The 16,369-nt window shown below is 34.7% G+C and carries 16 protein-coding genes; 2 read left to right on the forward strand and 14 right to left on the reverse strand.

Annotated features, from left to right (window positions below; genetic code table 11):
* Positions 1-85 precede the first annotated feature (85 nt).
* From V7014_RS13610 to V7014_RS13650, 9 genes are all read right to left on the reverse strand, one after another.
* Positions 86-760 carry a C39 family peptidase gene (locus V7014_RS13610; protein ID WP_438824917.1) on the reverse strand — a complete coding sequence of 225 codons (675 nt, stop codon included), beginning with the start codon at positions 758-760 and terminating at the stop codon, positions 86-88.
* Positions 761-875: 115 nt separating this feature from the next.
* Positions 876-1,325 (reverse strand): SRPBCC family protein, encoded by a 450-nt coding sequence (locus V7014_RS13615; RefSeq protein ID WP_335507991.1) that lies wholly within the window; start codon positions 1,323-1,325, stop codon positions 876-878.
* 528 nt (positions 1,326-1,853) lie between these two features.
* Positions 1,854-2,273: a GNAT family N-acetyltransferase gene (locus V7014_RS13620; RefSeq protein ID WP_335507992.1), complete on the reverse strand. Its 420-nt coding sequence runs from the start codon at positions 2,271-2,273 to the stop codon at positions 1,854-1,856.
* A 267-nt stretch (positions 2,274-2,540) separates the two neighbouring features.
* Positions 2,541-3,263, reverse strand: coding sequence for a 3-ketoacyl-ACP reductase (locus V7014_RS13625; RefSeq protein WP_335507993.1), 723 nt, complete (start codon positions 3,261-3,263; stop codon positions 2,541-2,543).
* Positions 3,264-3,364: 101 nt separating this feature from the next.
* Positions 3,365-3,700, reverse strand: coding sequence for a nitrous oxide-stimulated promoter family protein (locus V7014_RS13630; protein ID WP_335507994.1), 336 nt, complete (start codon positions 3,698-3,700; stop codon positions 3,365-3,367).
* 135 nt (positions 3,701-3,835) lie between these two features.
* Positions 3,836-5,845, reverse strand: a complete 2,010-nt coding sequence (locus V7014_RS13635; protein WP_335507995.1) for an ABC transporter permease — start codon at positions 5,843-5,845, stop codon at positions 3,836-3,838.
* A gap of 247 nt (positions 5,846-6,092) precedes the next feature.
* Positions 6,093-6,524: a precorrin-2 dehydrogenase/sirohydrochlorin ferrochelatase family protein gene (locus V7014_RS13640; RefSeq protein WP_335507996.1), complete on the reverse strand. Its 432-nt coding sequence runs from the start codon at positions 6,522-6,524 to the stop codon at positions 6,093-6,095.
* Between the two features lie 59 nt (positions 6,525-6,583).
* Positions 6,584-7,540, reverse strand: a complete 957-nt coding sequence (cbiB, locus tag V7014_RS13645; RefSeq protein ID WP_335507997.1) for an adenosylcobinamide-phosphate synthase CbiB — start codon at positions 7,538-7,540, stop codon at positions 6,584-6,586.
* 239 nt (positions 7,541-7,779) lie between these two features.
* Entirely contained in the window at positions 7,780-8,682 is a 903-nt protein-coding gene (locus V7014_RS13650; RefSeq protein WP_335508050.1) for a GHMP family kinase ATP-binding protein, read from the reverse strand.
* Between the two features lie 166 nt (positions 8,683-8,848).
* On the opposite strand from V7014_RS13650, the gene V7014_RS13655 reads away from it, so the two are divergent.
* Together V7014_RS13655 and V7014_RS13660 are read left to right on the forward strand one after the other, a co-directional pair.
* A complete protein-coding gene (locus tag V7014_RS13655) occupies positions 8,849-9,361 on the forward strand; it encodes a cytidine deaminase (RefSeq protein ID WP_335507998.1) in 513 nt (170 codons plus the stop codon).
* A 3-nt stretch (positions 9,362-9,364) separates the two neighbouring features.
* Positions 9,365-9,979: an AmiS/UreI family transporter gene (locus V7014_RS13660; protein WP_335507999.1), complete on the forward strand. Its 615-nt coding sequence runs from the start codon at positions 9,365-9,367 to the stop codon at positions 9,977-9,979.
* Positions 9,980-10,086: 107 nt separating this feature from the next.
* Here the strand turns inward: V7014_RS13660 and deoC are convergent, their stop codons facing one another.
* From deoC to V7014_RS13685, 5 genes are all read right to left on the reverse strand, one after another.
* Positions 10,087-10,758: a deoxyribose-phosphate aldolase gene (deoC, locus tag V7014_RS13665; RefSeq protein ID WP_335508000.1), complete on the reverse strand. Its 672-nt coding sequence runs from the start codon at positions 10,756-10,758 to the stop codon at positions 10,087-10,089.
* Between the two features lie 37 nt (positions 10,759-10,795).
* Entirely contained in the window at positions 10,796-12,097 is a 1,302-nt protein-coding gene (locus V7014_RS13670; RefSeq protein WP_335508001.1) for a pyrimidine-nucleoside phosphorylase, read from the reverse strand.
* A 43-nt stretch (positions 12,098-12,140) separates the two neighbouring features.
* Positions 12,141-13,328 carry a NupC/NupG family nucleoside CNT transporter gene (locus V7014_RS13675; protein WP_335508002.1) on the reverse strand — a complete coding sequence of 396 codons (1,188 nt, stop codon included), beginning with the start codon at positions 13,326-13,328 and terminating at the stop codon, positions 12,141-12,143.
* Positions 13,329-13,645: 317 nt separating this feature from the next.
* Entirely contained in the window at positions 13,646-14,587 is a 942-nt protein-coding gene (locus V7014_RS13680) for a sugar-binding transcriptional regulator (RefSeq protein ID WP_335508003.1), read from the reverse strand.
* 264 nt (positions 14,588-14,851) lie between these two features.
* Positions 14,852-16,120, reverse strand: coding sequence for an MFS transporter (locus V7014_RS13685; RefSeq protein WP_335508051.1), 1,269 nt, complete (start codon positions 16,118-16,120; stop codon positions 14,852-14,854).
* Between the last annotated feature and the right edge of the window lie 249 nt (positions 16,121-16,369).

The raw sequence follows: 16,369 nt of genomic DNA on the forward strand, positions 1-16,369 counted from the left end.
ACACCGCACAAAATTATATGCTTTCTTATCTTTTAAAAAAGAAAAACACATCCATTAAAACATTATGGATGTGTTTTTTCTTTAATTATTTCTGTGCTATATACATCGCTTGGCTTCCCATTTGTATCCATGCTTCTTCAAAATCTGCACGATTTAATGCAATATTCTTCTCTGATTTCATTGGATCATTTACATAGACGTTCTCTTCATCATAGCCTGTCATAACGACACTATGTTGACGATAAGTAACTTCCATAGGACCATCAGCCGTTTCCCATGTTTGGAAATGGTCAACTGTTAATTCTTTAAATCTAGCATTTGTTATAACCCAAACCGGATAGCCTTTACCGATAGCTTCATATAAAGCATCCGTTGGCTCTCCTGTCAAATTCTTCACTTTCCAATTCGGTGCATACGATTTAGCTAGATCTACAATCGGCTCAACATACACGCCTAGCCCATCTTTGTCCAGTGTATCCATCGCACCAACAAACCCTTTATGCATATTCCCTTTTAAGCCATTTTCTTCAAAAGGCTCATGAGCAATTTCTTCAGATAAATCCATTTTATCTACATCATAACCACTATATTGAAGCAACATGGCTAAGCTTGTTACTTCACACCCTCTTGGTAATTCTGGGTATTGTAACACTAGCGGTACATCTAATGGCGATACTTCTGACTTCATTGTTCCACTTGAGAGCATACTACATCCCCCAAGTACAACTGTAATAGCAATTAAACCAATTAATTTTTTCATAACTAAGATGTTATTAATCTCCCTTTAGTTTCTTATTACAATGATTGTAACAAATTGTGATAGAAAATAAACATATAATGATGAGAAGATGATTTTATTCTCTTCATTTATGTTTCTAGTTTTCAGCAATTTCTTTAAGTGCCTTTGCACGTGAACTTAAAAATGCACTCATATATCTCTCCAAAAACACATAATCTATTATTCTTCCAAGCAGCCCAAATGGTGATTTATATTGAAAGTGATCTATCATTTCTGTTCCCTCTTCCATCTCGATAAATTCATGCGTGTGAGTAAATGAATGAAAAGCCCCTTCTAACATAATATCAATAAACTTATACGGCTTATCCATAAATATTACTTTGGCCGCCAACTTTTGTTTAACACCAAAATGGATAGCTTCCCATATTACAATGTCTCCATTTTCTAACATACCTTTTGTTACACCACCAACAGCACGTTCCATCGTTTTAGAAGTCGTAATCGTATGAACTTCTACATTCCTAGCTAAATCAAAACACAATTCAATTGGTGCATTAATATATTGACGATGTATAATTACCGGCATAAAACACCTCCTAATCTAACCGCTTTAACGTACAATATAATCCCGAAAAGCTCTATTACATTAATAGTATTATCTTTTAATACAGAAAAATGTTAAAATTTAAATTTTTTATATCATTCAAAGACCCAAGGGAGGACATCATGAATAAGTTTTTTAAAACCAGCTATATAGGATTTATAATAGTGAAGGTGAAATAACAGAAGTTGTTTTCAATAGAAGTGATTGTATCCAAACCATTGAATATACATACCAAAGAGAATACGGAGCAACTGTTTCACTTCTATTCAGTAACAATATTTTTAGTGTATAAAAAACAATGAAAGTTCGGTCAGACAAAGGGTATTTTATCGCTACCTTATTTGTCTGAAAAAAAGATACAATGAAGGGGTAGGAGTGTCAACAGTCATTAGTTCAGTTATCGTTGAGATAATCCTAAATAGCACACCAAAAAGCTCAGAGCAAAAAAAACGCTGAGCTTTCCAACTTTAATATCGAATTACTCAATAAAGCTTTTTTCTGGAATAACGATTATTTTGACTTAAAATAAACAATTTCAGGGTCTCCCTCATCAAGGTTTTCAATTATTCCACTCTGCACAAATCCATTTGATTCAAAAACTTGCTGCATAGGATCGTTAGAACGATTAGTGGAAGAAAATATTTTCGGAGTTGGTGATATATTCACCATATAATCCATCATGTAACTTGCATAACCTTTTCGTCTCTTAGATGGTGATACTATAATTAGGGACATAAACGCGCAATCAAAGAAGTTAGTATCGTATGTTAAAAATCCAACAATAGAATTTTCTTCTATCGCAACTATACAGCGTCCACATTCAATGGCGTTTTGTATGTAATTTTGTCTACTTTTATTCCCAATAACCTCACTATCTATTTCAACAATTTTTTCTAAATCCTCTATTCGTGCTTTAACAATATCCTTCAAATTATTTCCCCCAGTCTGCTAGATCTAAAATGTAAATTTGTTCAAAAATCTTTTTCTCTAATGAAATAAAATTTCATTTTCGTTCTGTTTGAATTTTAACATAATTCATCTATTCCTTCCGAGATTTTCTTTCATCCTCTATAACAATAATAAAAAAATCGAGTACAAAACCTTTGAGATTTCGTACTCGATTTATATACTATTTCTGTTGTTTCTCCACGTTATCTGTACTACTTACTTTATCAGGTACAGCTTTTTTTAAAAAAATTATTGTGGATTCGTTGTCCAAATACCTGCTGATTTAATAAAGACACGTTGTGGCATTTTAAGGATAGATAGAATTAACTCACTAATATCTTCAGGTTGCATCATACGATCTTCATCACCAATTTTCAGCCCAGCATTTACAGCTAAGTCTGTAGCTACCGTACTTGGCGTAATGGCTGTAACACGAACATTCGATTTACGAACTTCTTGCATAAGTGATTCAGTTAATCCTAGAACAGCAAATTTTGATGAGCAATAAGCACTTCCATTAGCAAAGCCCTTTTCTCCAGCTGTTGAAGACACATTAATAATGCTTCCTTCACTTTGCTCAAGGATTGTTGGTAATATTTTGCGAGTGATATAATATGTACCCATTAAATTTACACGGATAATTCTTTCCCATTCTTCTGGGTCCATATCAAGTAATGTTCCAAATGATGCAGTACCAGCGTTGTTAATGAGAATATCAACTTTTCCCAATTGAGAGATCAGACTTTCCGCTGCTGCTTCAGCTTCTGTTTTAACCGAAATATCTGCCGTAGCATATACCGCTTTAATACCATATTCCTTCTCAAGTTGCTGACATAAATTCTCTAATTCTGCTCCATTCCTTGCAATAAAGCCAAGATTTACACCTTCTTTGGCTAAAGCTATTGCTGTTGCTTTCCCAATTCCTTTGTTTGCACCCGTAATAACAGCCGATTTATGTTGAAGTTCTTGCATATATATTCCTCCTATATTTAAAAACACTTTTAAACCATTCATTAACATTATATAAGGAAATAAATATAGCGCCAAATCATTTATCTTTTGCTAAATTAATTTTATTTAGCTCTATTCCTCTTCGGTAAGTCAGGAGCCTTCTTCATTGTATCAACAACATGCATGACCGCAAAATATGGATGTTTTAAAATCATTTTCGGTCCGCTCTTTTTCATAACATCCTTAACGAAATCTTTCATTTCCGGTTTATAACAATGAATTTTGCAATTTTGACACGCTGGCTTCTTCCCTTGAAATGGACATTTTGATAAACGAAAATAAGCATACTCTTTTAACTTCCGACATTCTTCACACAAAGTATCTTGTTCATGTTCGTTTTTACAATACATGTCGATCATTATACTGATTGTTTTCTCTTCGCGCTCAATTCGATTCATTACAAGTACCTCCCGTTCCAAGTCTCTCTACTTTGATTGTAAGACTTTTCTAAGGGTTAGGTATGCATTTTCATTGACAGTTTTTCTAATTTTTATATCTTCCCTGCTAATGCAGGATGTCTCCAACAAACCACTTTATTTCACGATATTTTTATATCCCGTATAAGTTGCTACAAAATAACCACCATATACAACAATCATAATCAATGCCGTAATGAATGAAGGAATAAGCACACTATCTGCACCACTGATTTTTACGGCATCATTTACTACTTGAATTCCGAAAATAGAATGCACAATTGCTAAAGATAACGGCATCATAAAGTATATAAACACTTGTCTAAAAATGGATTTATGAATACCCGCTTTTGTCACACCTATTTTCTTCAAAATAGTATAGCGTTGAATATTATCACTTGCTTCTGATAATTGTTGTAATGCTAAGATCGCTGCACTAGAAATCAAGAAGATGATTCCTAAATAAATTCCGATAAATATAAAAATGGTTGAATTACCAATACTCATGTCTAACACTAATTGTTTTGTAGCACCAAAAATTGAAAAATCTAAGTTTTGATTTTCCCCATCTTTCATAAAGGAATTAAGTAAGTGATACAGCTCTTCATCATGCTGTTTAGCATTGCTATTGTAGTTAATTGTTACACTTGAACTGATCGGTTTCATCTTATTTACAGCTTCATCTGGTGCGACAACTTGCACTAAATTTGAAGGAAAATAATCCGTCTTCAAACTGATTTTATGAATACCTTTACTTGAAAGATTATACTCTTGTTTGTTTAAAACAATTGTTTTATTATGCTCATGAAAATTATTGAGCGTAGGTATGAAATCTTCTACATTAGATACTAGTAATACTTCATCATCTTGCAATGGAATAGCTTTTTTCCCTTGCATCTGAACAAGACGGTTATAATCTGATTTCGAAATAACTACGATGGGCTTACTAGCTTCTTCTTTTAATTGCCTTTTCAGTTTTTGATCCTTAATATAGGGAAATAACAATTGTTCAAAATTAACATTCGTTTCATATTGATAACTTCTAAATGCTTCTCCATAATTATCCCAGTCAATCCCCAGCTTTTTTGCCGCGTCATCAATATTTTTTACGGAACTATTTTTATCTACATATACAGAAACTGAAGCATCGTACGGAGTCGATAAATCTAATCTTTTGCTCCCTTCTTGATTCAAACTAAAACCTGTTGAAAGAACACCAATAGTAAAGAACAGCATTAAACAAATGATCGTCATAGAAATAAAAGTTGTGTTCACTTTACTATTAATTTGGCGAAGCACAAACATATTTACATCTTTAAAATATATATTTTTATTTCTCTGTAACAAATTTAAAGCAAACCCTGATAAAGACATGAAAAATAAGAAAGTTCCTAATGAACCAAGTCCCACCGCCGTCCATACTGTTGACATACCACCTAATAAGCCTTTCTGCAACATGATGGCATATGAGACGCCTAAGATTACAATAGAGATGATAAATAGTGCAACAGACGTAGATGTTTTACGTATTTTCAATCTTTCATTTTGCTTATCAGCTATTAATAAATCAATTAATTTATACCTTGAAATAACAACACTGTTGAAAAGCATAACAAACAAAAAGATAATCCCAAAATATACAACCGTTTTTATTAGCGCTCCACTCGAAAAGATAAAATCGTACTTCGTTATATCTGCCTTAAACAAAGACGTTACTACAATCGAAAGTCCTTGTGAAACCATCACTCCTGCCGCTAATCCAACACCTAAGGAAATGATGCCAATAAAGAATGTTTCTAGTACCAAAATACGTGAAATCTTATATTTGCTCATTCCTAAGGTTGTATATAAACCAAGTTCTTTCTTCCGTCGCTTAATTAGAAAATTATTAGCAAAAATGATAAGAAAACCTAAAACAATTGATACAAAAACCGAAATCCCTTCTATTAATTGAAGCATGACCTTGTAAATATCTGCAGTACTTGAAGACGCATCCATCATCGCTTTTTGTTCGGAAAGGGAGTTAAAACTATAAAAAATACAAACAGCAAAAGTAAGTGTTAAAAAATAAATGAAGTAATCTTTAAAACTTCTTTTCACATTACGTGCGGAAAGTTTAATATACATGATTTTCTTCATCTCCTAACTGCACTATACCTCGTAATATTGTTCTCATCATGCGTCCTCCTCTTTTTCTATATTTTCAGTTTATACACAAAAAGGATAAGCACATATTGAAGTATATTTCATAAAACTTACGATTTTGTAAGATTTAGAAAGAAACAAAATAAAGTTAACAAGCTTAAATATTCCCAGGGGACACAAATTAGGCTGCTTCGCAATGCAAAACCATTACGACGCAGCCTTTGTTATATTATTGTTCCCTTAGCCAATCTTCTAACTCCATTCTTAACTGCTTTGCTCGACTAGGACTAGCTCCTCTTGTCGATATAGCTATGACGCACTCTTCATGTTCAACTACAGCCATGTTGTGAAAGTTGGAAAGCCCTTGTTCACTCGTAATGTTCACAAGCTGATTGGGAGCCGCATCCTTACGAACTTGTCGATTTACTTCCATATTATCTGTGCAAGCCAAGACTAGAAAAGCACCTTCTAAATCACTAGCTTCATATTTTTTCTGTTTCCATGAAAGATTAAGCTCTGCAAAGCCTTCTACTAGTTTTGGACTCACGATAGTAACAGCAGCTCCTTCTTTCACAAGCCCTTTCGCTTTCCGAAGAGCAATTCGTCCCCCACCAACAATGACGATTGGTTTGTTCGTCACATCAAGCATGATTGGATACATCATACCGCCCCTTTGCCTCGTTTTCTTACCAATAACGAAATAATTGTTAGTTTAACTACTTAAATAAATCGTTCCACAACTAAGCGGATCACAGAAAAACAAAGTAATGCAATAAAAGAAGATGTATACAATAATTTGTTTGTAATTAAAATATCAGCTGTTGTAATTCCACGAGAATCATCACCAATGTACGGCTTTTCTACTAATTCACCAAAATAATAATGAGCACCGCCTAACTGTAACCCTAACGCACCAGCAACCGCACCTTCTGGGAAAGCACAGTTGGGGCTTTTATGTTGTTTACGATCACGCCAACCGATACGAAACGCATCACGCCAATTTAAACGTAAGATGAAGCTTGCTGCTACAAGAAATAACCACGTTAATCGAGCAGGTATGTAATTAACGATGTCATCTATCTTAGCTGAATAATAGCCAATTGAACGATATTTCTCATTTTGATAACCAACCATAGAATCCAGTGTATTCACTGCTTTATATGCCATTGCTAGTGCAGGACCACCGATTAGTAAGTAAAATAATGGAGCTACTACGCCATCACTTGCATTTTCCGCAACCGTTTCAACCGTTGCTTTGGAAATGTCATCTCTTGATAATTCACTTGTATCACGTCCAACAATCATCGATAATTGTCTTCGTGCTTTTTCGATAGAGCTTCGTTGTAGTGTATGCCATATTTTTCGAGCCTCATCACCAAGACATCTTGTTGCTAGAGTGGTATATGCTAAATAAATCGAAACAACCCAATAGACAATAATATTAAACTGAGCTAATTGAAGGATTCCCCATGTAATGGAATAAGTAAGTCCTACGATGATGATCCATAAAAACAATCCGCCAATTTTCAATTGCGCTTCAGTTCTACAAACTTTTCGAATAGCTTTAACACAAACATTAATGCTATTACCAATTATACGAACAGGATGAGGCCAATTCGAAGGATCACCAATTATTAAATCCAATACATATGCGATCCCAAAAATAATCACTTGCATTTCAAAAGCCTCCCTAAAACAATGATACATTATGATAAAGTGGTGAGGGTGTTCGTCCATCCCCACCGATTATTAGTTGAACCAATCAGGTTCTTACTGGCTCTTCATCTCCCACTTAAACGTCTTCGCTTTTACTTTCGTTTTGTAGTGGGAGTCTCTAGCGCCAGTTATAACGGGATAAAAATGAATATGTAAATAACTTTCTAATGTGTTTCACCAATAATGTACCATAAAGAATTTTATAATTTAGTACTTTTTTCGTTTACTTGAATGGAAACTCCTCCATTAACAGCATGATGAAAATGATAGCGAGGATATGCTTCAAATATTTGTTTTTCTTCTAAGCGATAAAACAAGTCTTGCCTATTCATCATCTCTTCATCATACAATACTCCGATTACCGTACCACTATGTGCTACATTTATTCCTAACAAATCAACTGTATCGACAATCTCTAATATCTCATTAAATTTTGGTTTGGGTAGTATTACTTGATTAGCTGTTGCGCTAATAGTGGCAGCCTGTCCTAATTTCAAAAGAGATCTCTCCTCAATTGCTTGTTTATATAATAAATAGGCTTCTTCTAACTGATGTGCTTGCTTTTGATATATCGCTTTATAGTCATTTTTATGAAACTCTTCTGTTATTAATATATCTAACGGCTCTAGAACAAGCACACCAAAACGTGGAGACCATGAGGATTCCACGATTACTTCACCACATAAATGATCAAAGAGCGTAAGATTCGGAAATATAGTACTGTCTGTTGGCTCCATCGAAAGACAAATTTTCGCTAGCTCATGTGATGTTATCTTGTAACCAAGTAACCTAGCTGTCGCTGCAACTGTCGCAGCTATATCCGCTGTGCTACTTGCCATACCTTTTGCAACGGGAATCGTTGAAGCAATTGTCAAACTAATAGGAGGTAGGCTGTTTATAGAAACATCATAATACTTACATGTTGTATAAAATGCTCGCCAAGCCTTGGAATGACGTGGATTGTTCAGAATAAACGTATGTTCAAGTTCTAAGGTCACTTCACTATACCAATTGATAGGATACGAAACAAGCTTTTCTCCCCCCTCTATCCAACCTTGCATTAATTCACCACATGATGCAGGACACTTCGCAGTTACTTTCACCACAAATCAACTCCACTATCAAACTAACATCATCCTAACTAATGATACCCTACACTTTAAGACTTGCTCAATTAAGAATAAAAAATGTTAATGTAAAAGGTTTATTTGACTCTGTTGAACCAAATTGGATATTTTTTAAAATTAATCCATAAATATCTTTTTACATATGTTCATAAACACATTACATTTGTTCAACCTCTATGTTATAGTATCCATTGTAAAGGTTTTCAAAGAAACAAAAAGAACTTTATTCACGAAATGGAGACATACACATATGAACAAGCAACATTTAGTTAATGAAGCCATTGAAGCAAGAAAAAACTCTTATAGTCCCTATTCTAAATTTAAAGTAGGTGCAGCTGTATTAACAAATAATAATACGATCTATCGAGGCTGTAATGTCGAAAACGCTTCTTACGGTTTAACAAATTGTGCTGAACGAACAGCGATTTTCAAAGCAGTTTCAGAAAACGATTCCAATATACAAGCGATTGCTATCGTAGGCGACACTGAAGGTCCGATTTCACCTTGTGGAGCATGCCGACAAGTGATAGCTGAATTCTCTAATGTAAATACAAAAGTGTATTTAGCTAACTTAAAAGGCGATATAAAAGAAACTACTATTGAAGAATTATTGCCAGATTACTTTACTCCTAGCGATTTATCAATGGAGGATTAATAGATGGCTCAAGTAGGATTATTACTATCCGGAGCAGCATTATTTCTAAATAGTTTAATGCTCTCTGGTAAGGCAGAAGCAAAGAGTGTTGCTGTCTTTAATTTATTTGTTGGTACTTTACAAGTTCTCTTTCCATTCTATTTACTTGCTGTATCAGATCAAAGTAACTGGACCACGTATCAATATGCTCCAACATTCTTATTCGGATTTACCTTTTTATATTTAGGTTTAACTATATTACTGAACTTAAGCGGCACTGGACTTGGTTATTTCTCACTGTGGGTATCTATTTTTGCATTGTTTTATACAGTAATATCAATTGTTCATTTTCATGATTATGTTACCGCTGTTACCTGGTTAATGTGGGCGTATCAATGGTTTCTATTCTATACACTCAATATCACTCGCAAAGCCATTGAACACTATGTTAGTAAAGTAGCTATGATTCAGTCGTGGTGTACATTAACGATTCCTTCCCTACTTTATTTCATCGGTGTATGGCAAATTGATATTGTTCAACAAGTTAGCCTTTTTATCTTATTAGTTTCAATTGGATATTTTATAAAAGGTGCAATGGATTTAAAAATGACAAATTCAAATCAAGTATCTTCAACATAAAGAAAACGGCATTTTNNAAAATGCCGTTTTCTTTATACTATTCTTCTAATGCTTTTACAACAAAAAAAGACTGAGTAACTTGTTTGTTACTCAGTCCTAACTTTCAATTAGTAAGATGAATTTGACTCTTCACCTTTAGCAAGCTCTACTCCACAGCTAGCGCCAATACGTGAAGCTCCTGCATTGATCATAGCATTAGCATCGCTTATGCTACGAACACCACCAGATGCTTTTACACCAATTTCAGGTCCAACTGTTTTACGCATTAATGCGATATCTTCAGCTGTTGCTCCACCTGTAGAGAAACCAGTAGATGTTTTTACATAATCCGCTCCTGCTTTTACTGATAATTCGCATGCACGAACCTTTTCTTCTTCAGTAAGTAGACACGTTTCAATGATTACTTTTGTTAAAGCTTTTCCTTTAGCTGCTTCAACTACTGCACGAATATCACGCTCAACTAATTCATCATCTTTGTCTTTTAAAGCACCGATATTAATAACCATATCTACTTCATCTGCACCGTTTGCAATTGCATCTGTCGTTTCAAATGCTTTAACTTCTGGTGTAGATGCTCCTAATGGGAAACCAATTACTGTACATACTTTTACTTCTGGAGTATCTTTTAATACTTCATAAGCTACTTTTACATTTGCTGGGTTTACACAGACAGATGCGAATTTATACTGCTTTGCTTCTTCTGCAAGTTTAATAATCGCTTCTTTACCAGCATCTGCTTTTAATAATGTGTGGTCAATAATATTTGAAACATTTGTCATGCGATCTTCCTCCTAAAACGTATATCGAAAACTATTATTAATGAATTTCAGCATGTACTAAAGTAGGTTCAGCCACTTTAGTTGCAGTGATTTTGTAAGATTCATAAATACGTTCGATTACATTGTCTACATCTTCAGTATTGCTGTGAATTGTAACGATTGTATCGCCTTTCTTCACTTCATCGCTCATTTTTTTGCGTAACATTAAACCGACACTTAAATCGACAATTGATTCTTTAGTTGCACGGCCAGCTCCAAGAATCATTGCTGCTGTTCCAATGCTATCCGCTTCAATACCAGCTACATATCCATCTTCTTTTGCTTTCACATCAATTTGATACTTAGCTGTTGGAAGTTTTGAAGGATCATCAATAACTGAATCATCTCCACCTTGTGCTCTTACGAAAGATTTAAAAGTCTCTAAAGCTTTTCCGTTACGTATTACTTCTTTCAACATTTCACGCGCTTCTTCAACTGTATCTGCATGTTTAGCTAAAACTACCATTTTGCTACCTAATGTTAAGCAAAGCTCTTCTAAATCTGCTGGGCCTTCACCGCGAAGTGTATCGATTGCTTCCTTCACTTCAAGAGCGTTTCCAATAGCATACCCTAGCGGTTGATCCATATCAGAAATAACAGCCATAGTATTACGGCCTACATTGTTTCCAATCTCAACCATTGCTTTCGCTAATTCTTTCGCACTCTCTACATCTTTCATGAATGCTCCTGCACCCATTTTCACATCTAGTACAATCGCGTCAGAACCAGATGCAATCTTCTTACTCATAATTGAGCTTGCCATTAATGGAATAGAGTTAACAGTAGCCGTTACATCGCGAAGACCATAAATTTTCTTATCTGCTGGTGTTAAGTTACCAGTTTGTCCAATTACAGCGATATTTAACTCATTCACTTGCTTAATAAACTGCTCATTATTGATTTCTACTTGGAAACCTTCGATAGATTCGAATTTGTCAACTGTTCCTCCAGTATGTCCAAGTCCACGACCAGATAGTTTAGCTACCGGTACGCCAACAGCTGCAACTAAAGGTGCAAGTACGATTGTAGTTGTATCGCCAACACCACCAGTACTATGCTTATCTACTTTAATACCTTTAATCGAAGATAAGTCAATCGTATCTCCAGAATTAACCATAGCCATTGTCATATTTGCTGTTTCTGTAGCTGTCATGCCTTTGAAGAAAACAGTCATTAAGAAAGATGACATTTGATAATCTGGAATCGATCCATCTGTATATCCCTCAATAATGAAATTAATTTCTTCTTTACTAAGCTCGCCACCTTCACGTTTTTTCTCAATTAAATCAACCATTCTCATATCCGGTCAGCTCCTTTTTTATAATAGAAATTTAATGTTTTATTTACATGAATAGTCCAACAATCGTTGCAGATAAAACAGACGCAAGCGTAGATCCAAGCAACAATTTTAATCCAAATGACGCAACTTCTGAACCTTTTTTGTCATGTAATGCTTTTACAGCCCCAGTAATAATGCCAATTGAACTGAAGTTCGCAAAGCTAATTAAGAATACTGATACGATTGCAACCGTTTTCTCTGACAACGTACCTGCAATGTCTTGGAAGCTTAGCATCGCTACAAATTCATTCGTAACAAGTTTCGTAGCCATAATACCACCAGCATCAATTGCTTCAGACCAAGGAATACCCATAATGAATGCTATAGGAGCAAAGATATAACCAAGTAGTTCTTGGAATGAAATATTGAACACAATTTCAAACACATTATTAATCATAGCCATTAAAGCAATGAATCCAATTAACATCGCACCTACAATAATCGCTACTTTAAATCCATCCATAATTGCTTCACTAATCATTTGGAAGAACGATTCTTTTTCCGCTTTTTCTTCACTTACTGCCGTGTAATCCTCTTCTGGATCTAACTCATATGGATTTATTAAATTTGCAACAATCAATGCTGAGAAAATGTTAATTATGATTCCGACAACAACATATTTAGGATCTATCATTGTCATATAAGCCCCGACGATTGCTACACTAACCGCACTCATCGCTGAAGTACATAATGTATACATTCGGCGCTTAGAAACTTTTCCAAGTTGTTCTTTCATTGTTAAAAATACTTCAGATTGTCCAAATAGCGCAGATGATACAGCAACATAGTTTTCCAACTTACCCATACCATTCAACTTGCTCATACCTATACCAATATATTTAATCAAAAACGGTAACACTTTAATAAAGTTCAAAATACCAATTAATACAGAAATGAAGATAATTGGTAGTAAAACATTTAGAAAGAATACTGTACCTGGAGTATTCTCCATTCCACCAAAGACGAAATTAACCCCTTCTATACCATACTTCATCAATTGATCAAACAAACGAGATATACTTCCAATAATACTTTCGCCAACACTAGTATTTAAAATTAGGAAGCTAAGCACCAATTGCGTTAGCAGCATAATAATAATTGGACGTATCTTGATTTCCTTACGATTAAAGCTAAATATATAACCAATTAATAGCACAAACAGTAAACCAGTAATCAAAAATACAATGTTCATATTTATACCTCCTGCTTTCATCCATATAGACAATAAATATCATTAAATTAAATCTGAAAGCGATAACAATTTATCTTAGAGAAATCCCCTCAAACTCTATGCCTTTCAGATTACTTAAATAATATATCAACATAATGAACATTTGTAAACTACTATTTTTCATTATGCAAATAATATAATAATAGCTTAATTTTACCTATTCTTTGTCTCCTAAAAACCTTTATATTATCATTTTTTCGAACTTTTATAATTGTTCAATAGACATATAAACGAAAAAAATACTGCATCCTTTTCAGGACGCAGTATTAATCTTTTTACTATGCTTTATCTAACAATAATTTAGCTGTGCAGCTATCAGTAATTAATACATTGGCATATTGAGCTTTTACTGCACCAAGAATACCTTCAACTTTCGAATGACCCCCAGCAACTAGTATTGATTGGTCTTTTTTCTTCAGTTCATCTAACTCTATACCTGTTGTTCTGGCATTCAAGTCTTCATCGCAAATCTGTCCGTCTTTATCAATAAAACGAGATGAAATATCTCCAACCGCATGATCCGAAATAATTTTTTCTTCTTCCTTTGTAAAATACCCAAGTTGGAATAGAAGAGAATCTGTTCTTGGAACACCAACAGTAAATAATGCAATATTCGCTTTCTTTCCCATATCTAGTAATTTACCGATATGACGGTCCGCTTCAATTGCTTGTTTCACTACAACATGATCCACTATCGCCGGTATCGGTAATTGGTACGATTTCGCGTTAAACGCTTTCATAAATAAATGTAAAGTTTCAGAAGCATATGTTTTCTTATCCGAGTGACTTATGTCACCTTTTAACTGAACGACAGCTACATCTTTAAGAGCTTTATGTTCTAAATGGGTTGAAACCTGATAAATCGTAGTTCCCCAAGTGGTCCCAATTAAATCTCCGTCTTTAACAATATCAGATAAATAAGCCGCTGCTGCTTTTCCTATTAAGGTTTTAATTACGTTATCTTCATACATCGGCGCATATGTAACTACCGCTTTCTTCAATCCAAACTTTTCTTCCAAATCCTTCTCATACTGTTTACAATCTTCTGAAGGATCATTGATTCGAATTTCTACTATTCCTTCTTCTTTTGCCTGCTGTAGCAATCGAGATACTGTTGGGCGTGAAATATTAAGCTTATTAGCAATATCTTGTTGACTACAATCCATTAAATAATACATCTTTGCTGCTTCAATTACTTTTTTCAATTTATCAGATTCCACAATATATCAACTCGCTTACCACCTATAGATTTAATTAAAATAAATAAGGAGCATCAAATCTACAATGTCCCTTTCCAATTATTTCATTTTCTCATATACCAGCTTTCGCCTCAAAAATACAGCAATAGCCATCCAGCTATAAAACTTATATTAAGATAATTTTTTCACATTTCCCCTACAAAGTCCATATGAATAAATCATTTTTACTATATTACTTTTAATCTACAATTGTTAAGAGCTGAGAATCACTTATTATTTCTGTTCTTATTTTGTATTATTTCGAGACCATATAACAACTGGAACAAGTAGTAATGCAAGGAATCCTCCAGCAATTGAAAGTGTTGCAAAGCTCGAGCTTGCTACAATCATTCCAGAAAGTGCTCCTCCAGATGCCCCAGCTAGAGCGACTAATACATCCACTTTCCCTTGCGTTTTTGCCCGATTAGACGGATGAGTAGCGTCAACAATGAGAGCAGTACTACTAATTAAGCCAAAGTTCCAACCTAGACCAAGTAAAGCGAGGGCCATAATCAGGCCAAACATAGAATCAGCCGGTGCTAAAGCAGCTAGCAAACCTGCCGCTAGTAGAGTAGCTCCAGCTACAATAGCCATTACATTACGTCCAAGTTTATCTACTAGAAGACCTGTTACAAGAGAAGGTAGATACATAGCACCAACATGGATACCAATTACCATTCCAACCTGGCTTAAACCATGCCCATGATGTTCCATATGTACAGGGGTCATTGTCATAATTGCAACCATGATTATTTGCGTTACTACCATTAAGGTGGCTCCTACAATTATGCCACGTTTGTTTATCGCTATGTTTATAGAATCTAAATTCGAATGACTACTAGCACTTTTCGGTGCAGCTGCAACAGCTTTTGAGACAATGAGAGGATCCGGACGTAACAAGATAAGTAACACCAAGCCAGCAAGTATGAATGCAGCAGCTGCTAAAATAAACGGACCAGCTAAAGCAGGGATACTCATTGATACAGCAAAATCACCCATAACATCCACTAAATTAGGACCAGCAACCGCACCGAATGTTGTTGAAACCATAGCAATGCTTATTGCTGTCGCGCGTTGTTTAGCACTCGCTAAATCAGTTCCAGCGTATCGTGCTTGTAAGTTTGTTGCCGTTCCCGCACCATAAATAAATAACGCAATAAACAATAAAGCAATATTTGAAGTAACTGCCGCAATAACTACTCCAATCGCCCCAATCCCTCCAGCTATAAAACCCGTTGCAAGCCCTAAACGACGTCCGTACCGTTCAGAAAGTCGTCCAACGAGTAAAGCAGCCATTGCCGAACCGAGAGTAAATAATGCAGTTGGTACTCCGGCAAAACTATTTGACCCTAACATTTCTTGAGCTAGCAGTGCACCAACCGTTATACCTGCTGCAAGCCCTGCTCCTCCAAAAATTTGTGAAATAACAACAACAATTAACGTCTTGCGATAAAGTTGTCGCTGTTTTTCTGGAGAATCAATATAGCTCTGTATTTCGCTTGTTTGATTAGGCATAGATGACACTCATATTCCACCTCTCCAAATAATATAATATTCTAAATTTTTACCACAAATGCTATATACGACTAGCAATCTTATTTTAATAATCATCCAACAAGTAGCATTGTACGTAATTTATACCACTTATGAATATATATGTAAATCGCCATAAACACAACTTTAAAAGACTTTCTTTAGAAATTAGAATTAATAACAATTCGTTATTGATTATATGTTTTTTTGTTAATATCTATTATTTCGGAT

It is taken from the genome of Bacillus sp. JJ722 (assembly GCF_036963345.1).
In the GTDB taxonomy this organism is placed as follows: domain Bacteria; phylum Bacillota; class Bacilli; order Bacillales; family DSM-1321; genus Bacillus_AD.

Excerpts from the sequence above, each read along its gene's own strand:
- V7014_RS13610 (WP_438824917.1), bottom strand. The coding sequence starts at position 760 with ATGAAAAAATTAATTGGTTTAATTGCTATTACAGTTGTACTTGGGGGA.
- V7014_RS13615 (WP_335507991.1), bottom strand. The coding sequence starts at position 1,325 with ATGCCGGTAATTATACATCGTCAATATATTAATGCACCAATTGAATTG.
- V7014_RS13625 (WP_335507993.1), bottom strand. The coding sequence starts at position 3,263 with ATGCAAGAACTTCAACATAAATCGGCTGTTATTACGGGTGCAAACAAA.
- V7014_RS13630 (WP_335507994.1), bottom strand. The coding sequence starts at position 3,700 with ATGAATCGAATTGAGCGCGAAGAGAAAACAATCAGTATAATGATCGAC.
- V7014_RS13635 (WP_335507995.1), bottom strand. The coding sequence starts at position 5,845 with ATGTATATTAAACTTTCCGCACGTAATGTGAAAAGAAGTTTTAAAGAT.
- V7014_RS13640 (WP_335507996.1), bottom strand. The coding sequence starts at position 6,524 with ATGTATCCAATCATGCTTGATGTGACGAACAAACCAATCGTCATTGTT.
- cbiB (WP_335507997.1), bottom strand. The coding sequence starts at position 7,540 with ATGCAAGTGATTATTTTTGGGATCGCATATGTATTGGATTTAATAATT.
- V7014_RS13655 (WP_335507998.1), top strand. The coding sequence starts at position 8,849 with ATGTTCATAAACACATTACATTTGTTCAACCTCTATGTTATAGTATCC.
- V7014_RS13660 (WP_335507999.1), top strand. The coding sequence starts at position 9,365 with ATGGCTCAAGTAGGATTATTACTATCCGGAGCAGCATTATTTCTAAAT.
- deoC (WP_335508000.1), bottom strand. The coding sequence starts at position 10,758 with ATGACAAATGTTTCAAATATTATTGACCACACATTATTAAAAGCAGAT.
- V7014_RS13670 (WP_335508001.1), bottom strand. The coding sequence starts at position 12,097 with ATGAGAATGGTTGATTTAATTGAGAAAAAACGTGAAGGTGGCGAGCTT.
- V7014_RS13675 (WP_335508002.1), bottom strand. The coding sequence starts at position 13,328 with ATGAACATTGTATTTTTGATTACTGGTTTACTGTTTGTGCTATTAATT.
- V7014_RS13685 (WP_335508051.1), bottom strand. The coding sequence starts at position 16,120 with ATGCCTAATCAAACAAGCGAAATACAGAGCTATATTGATTCTCCAGAA.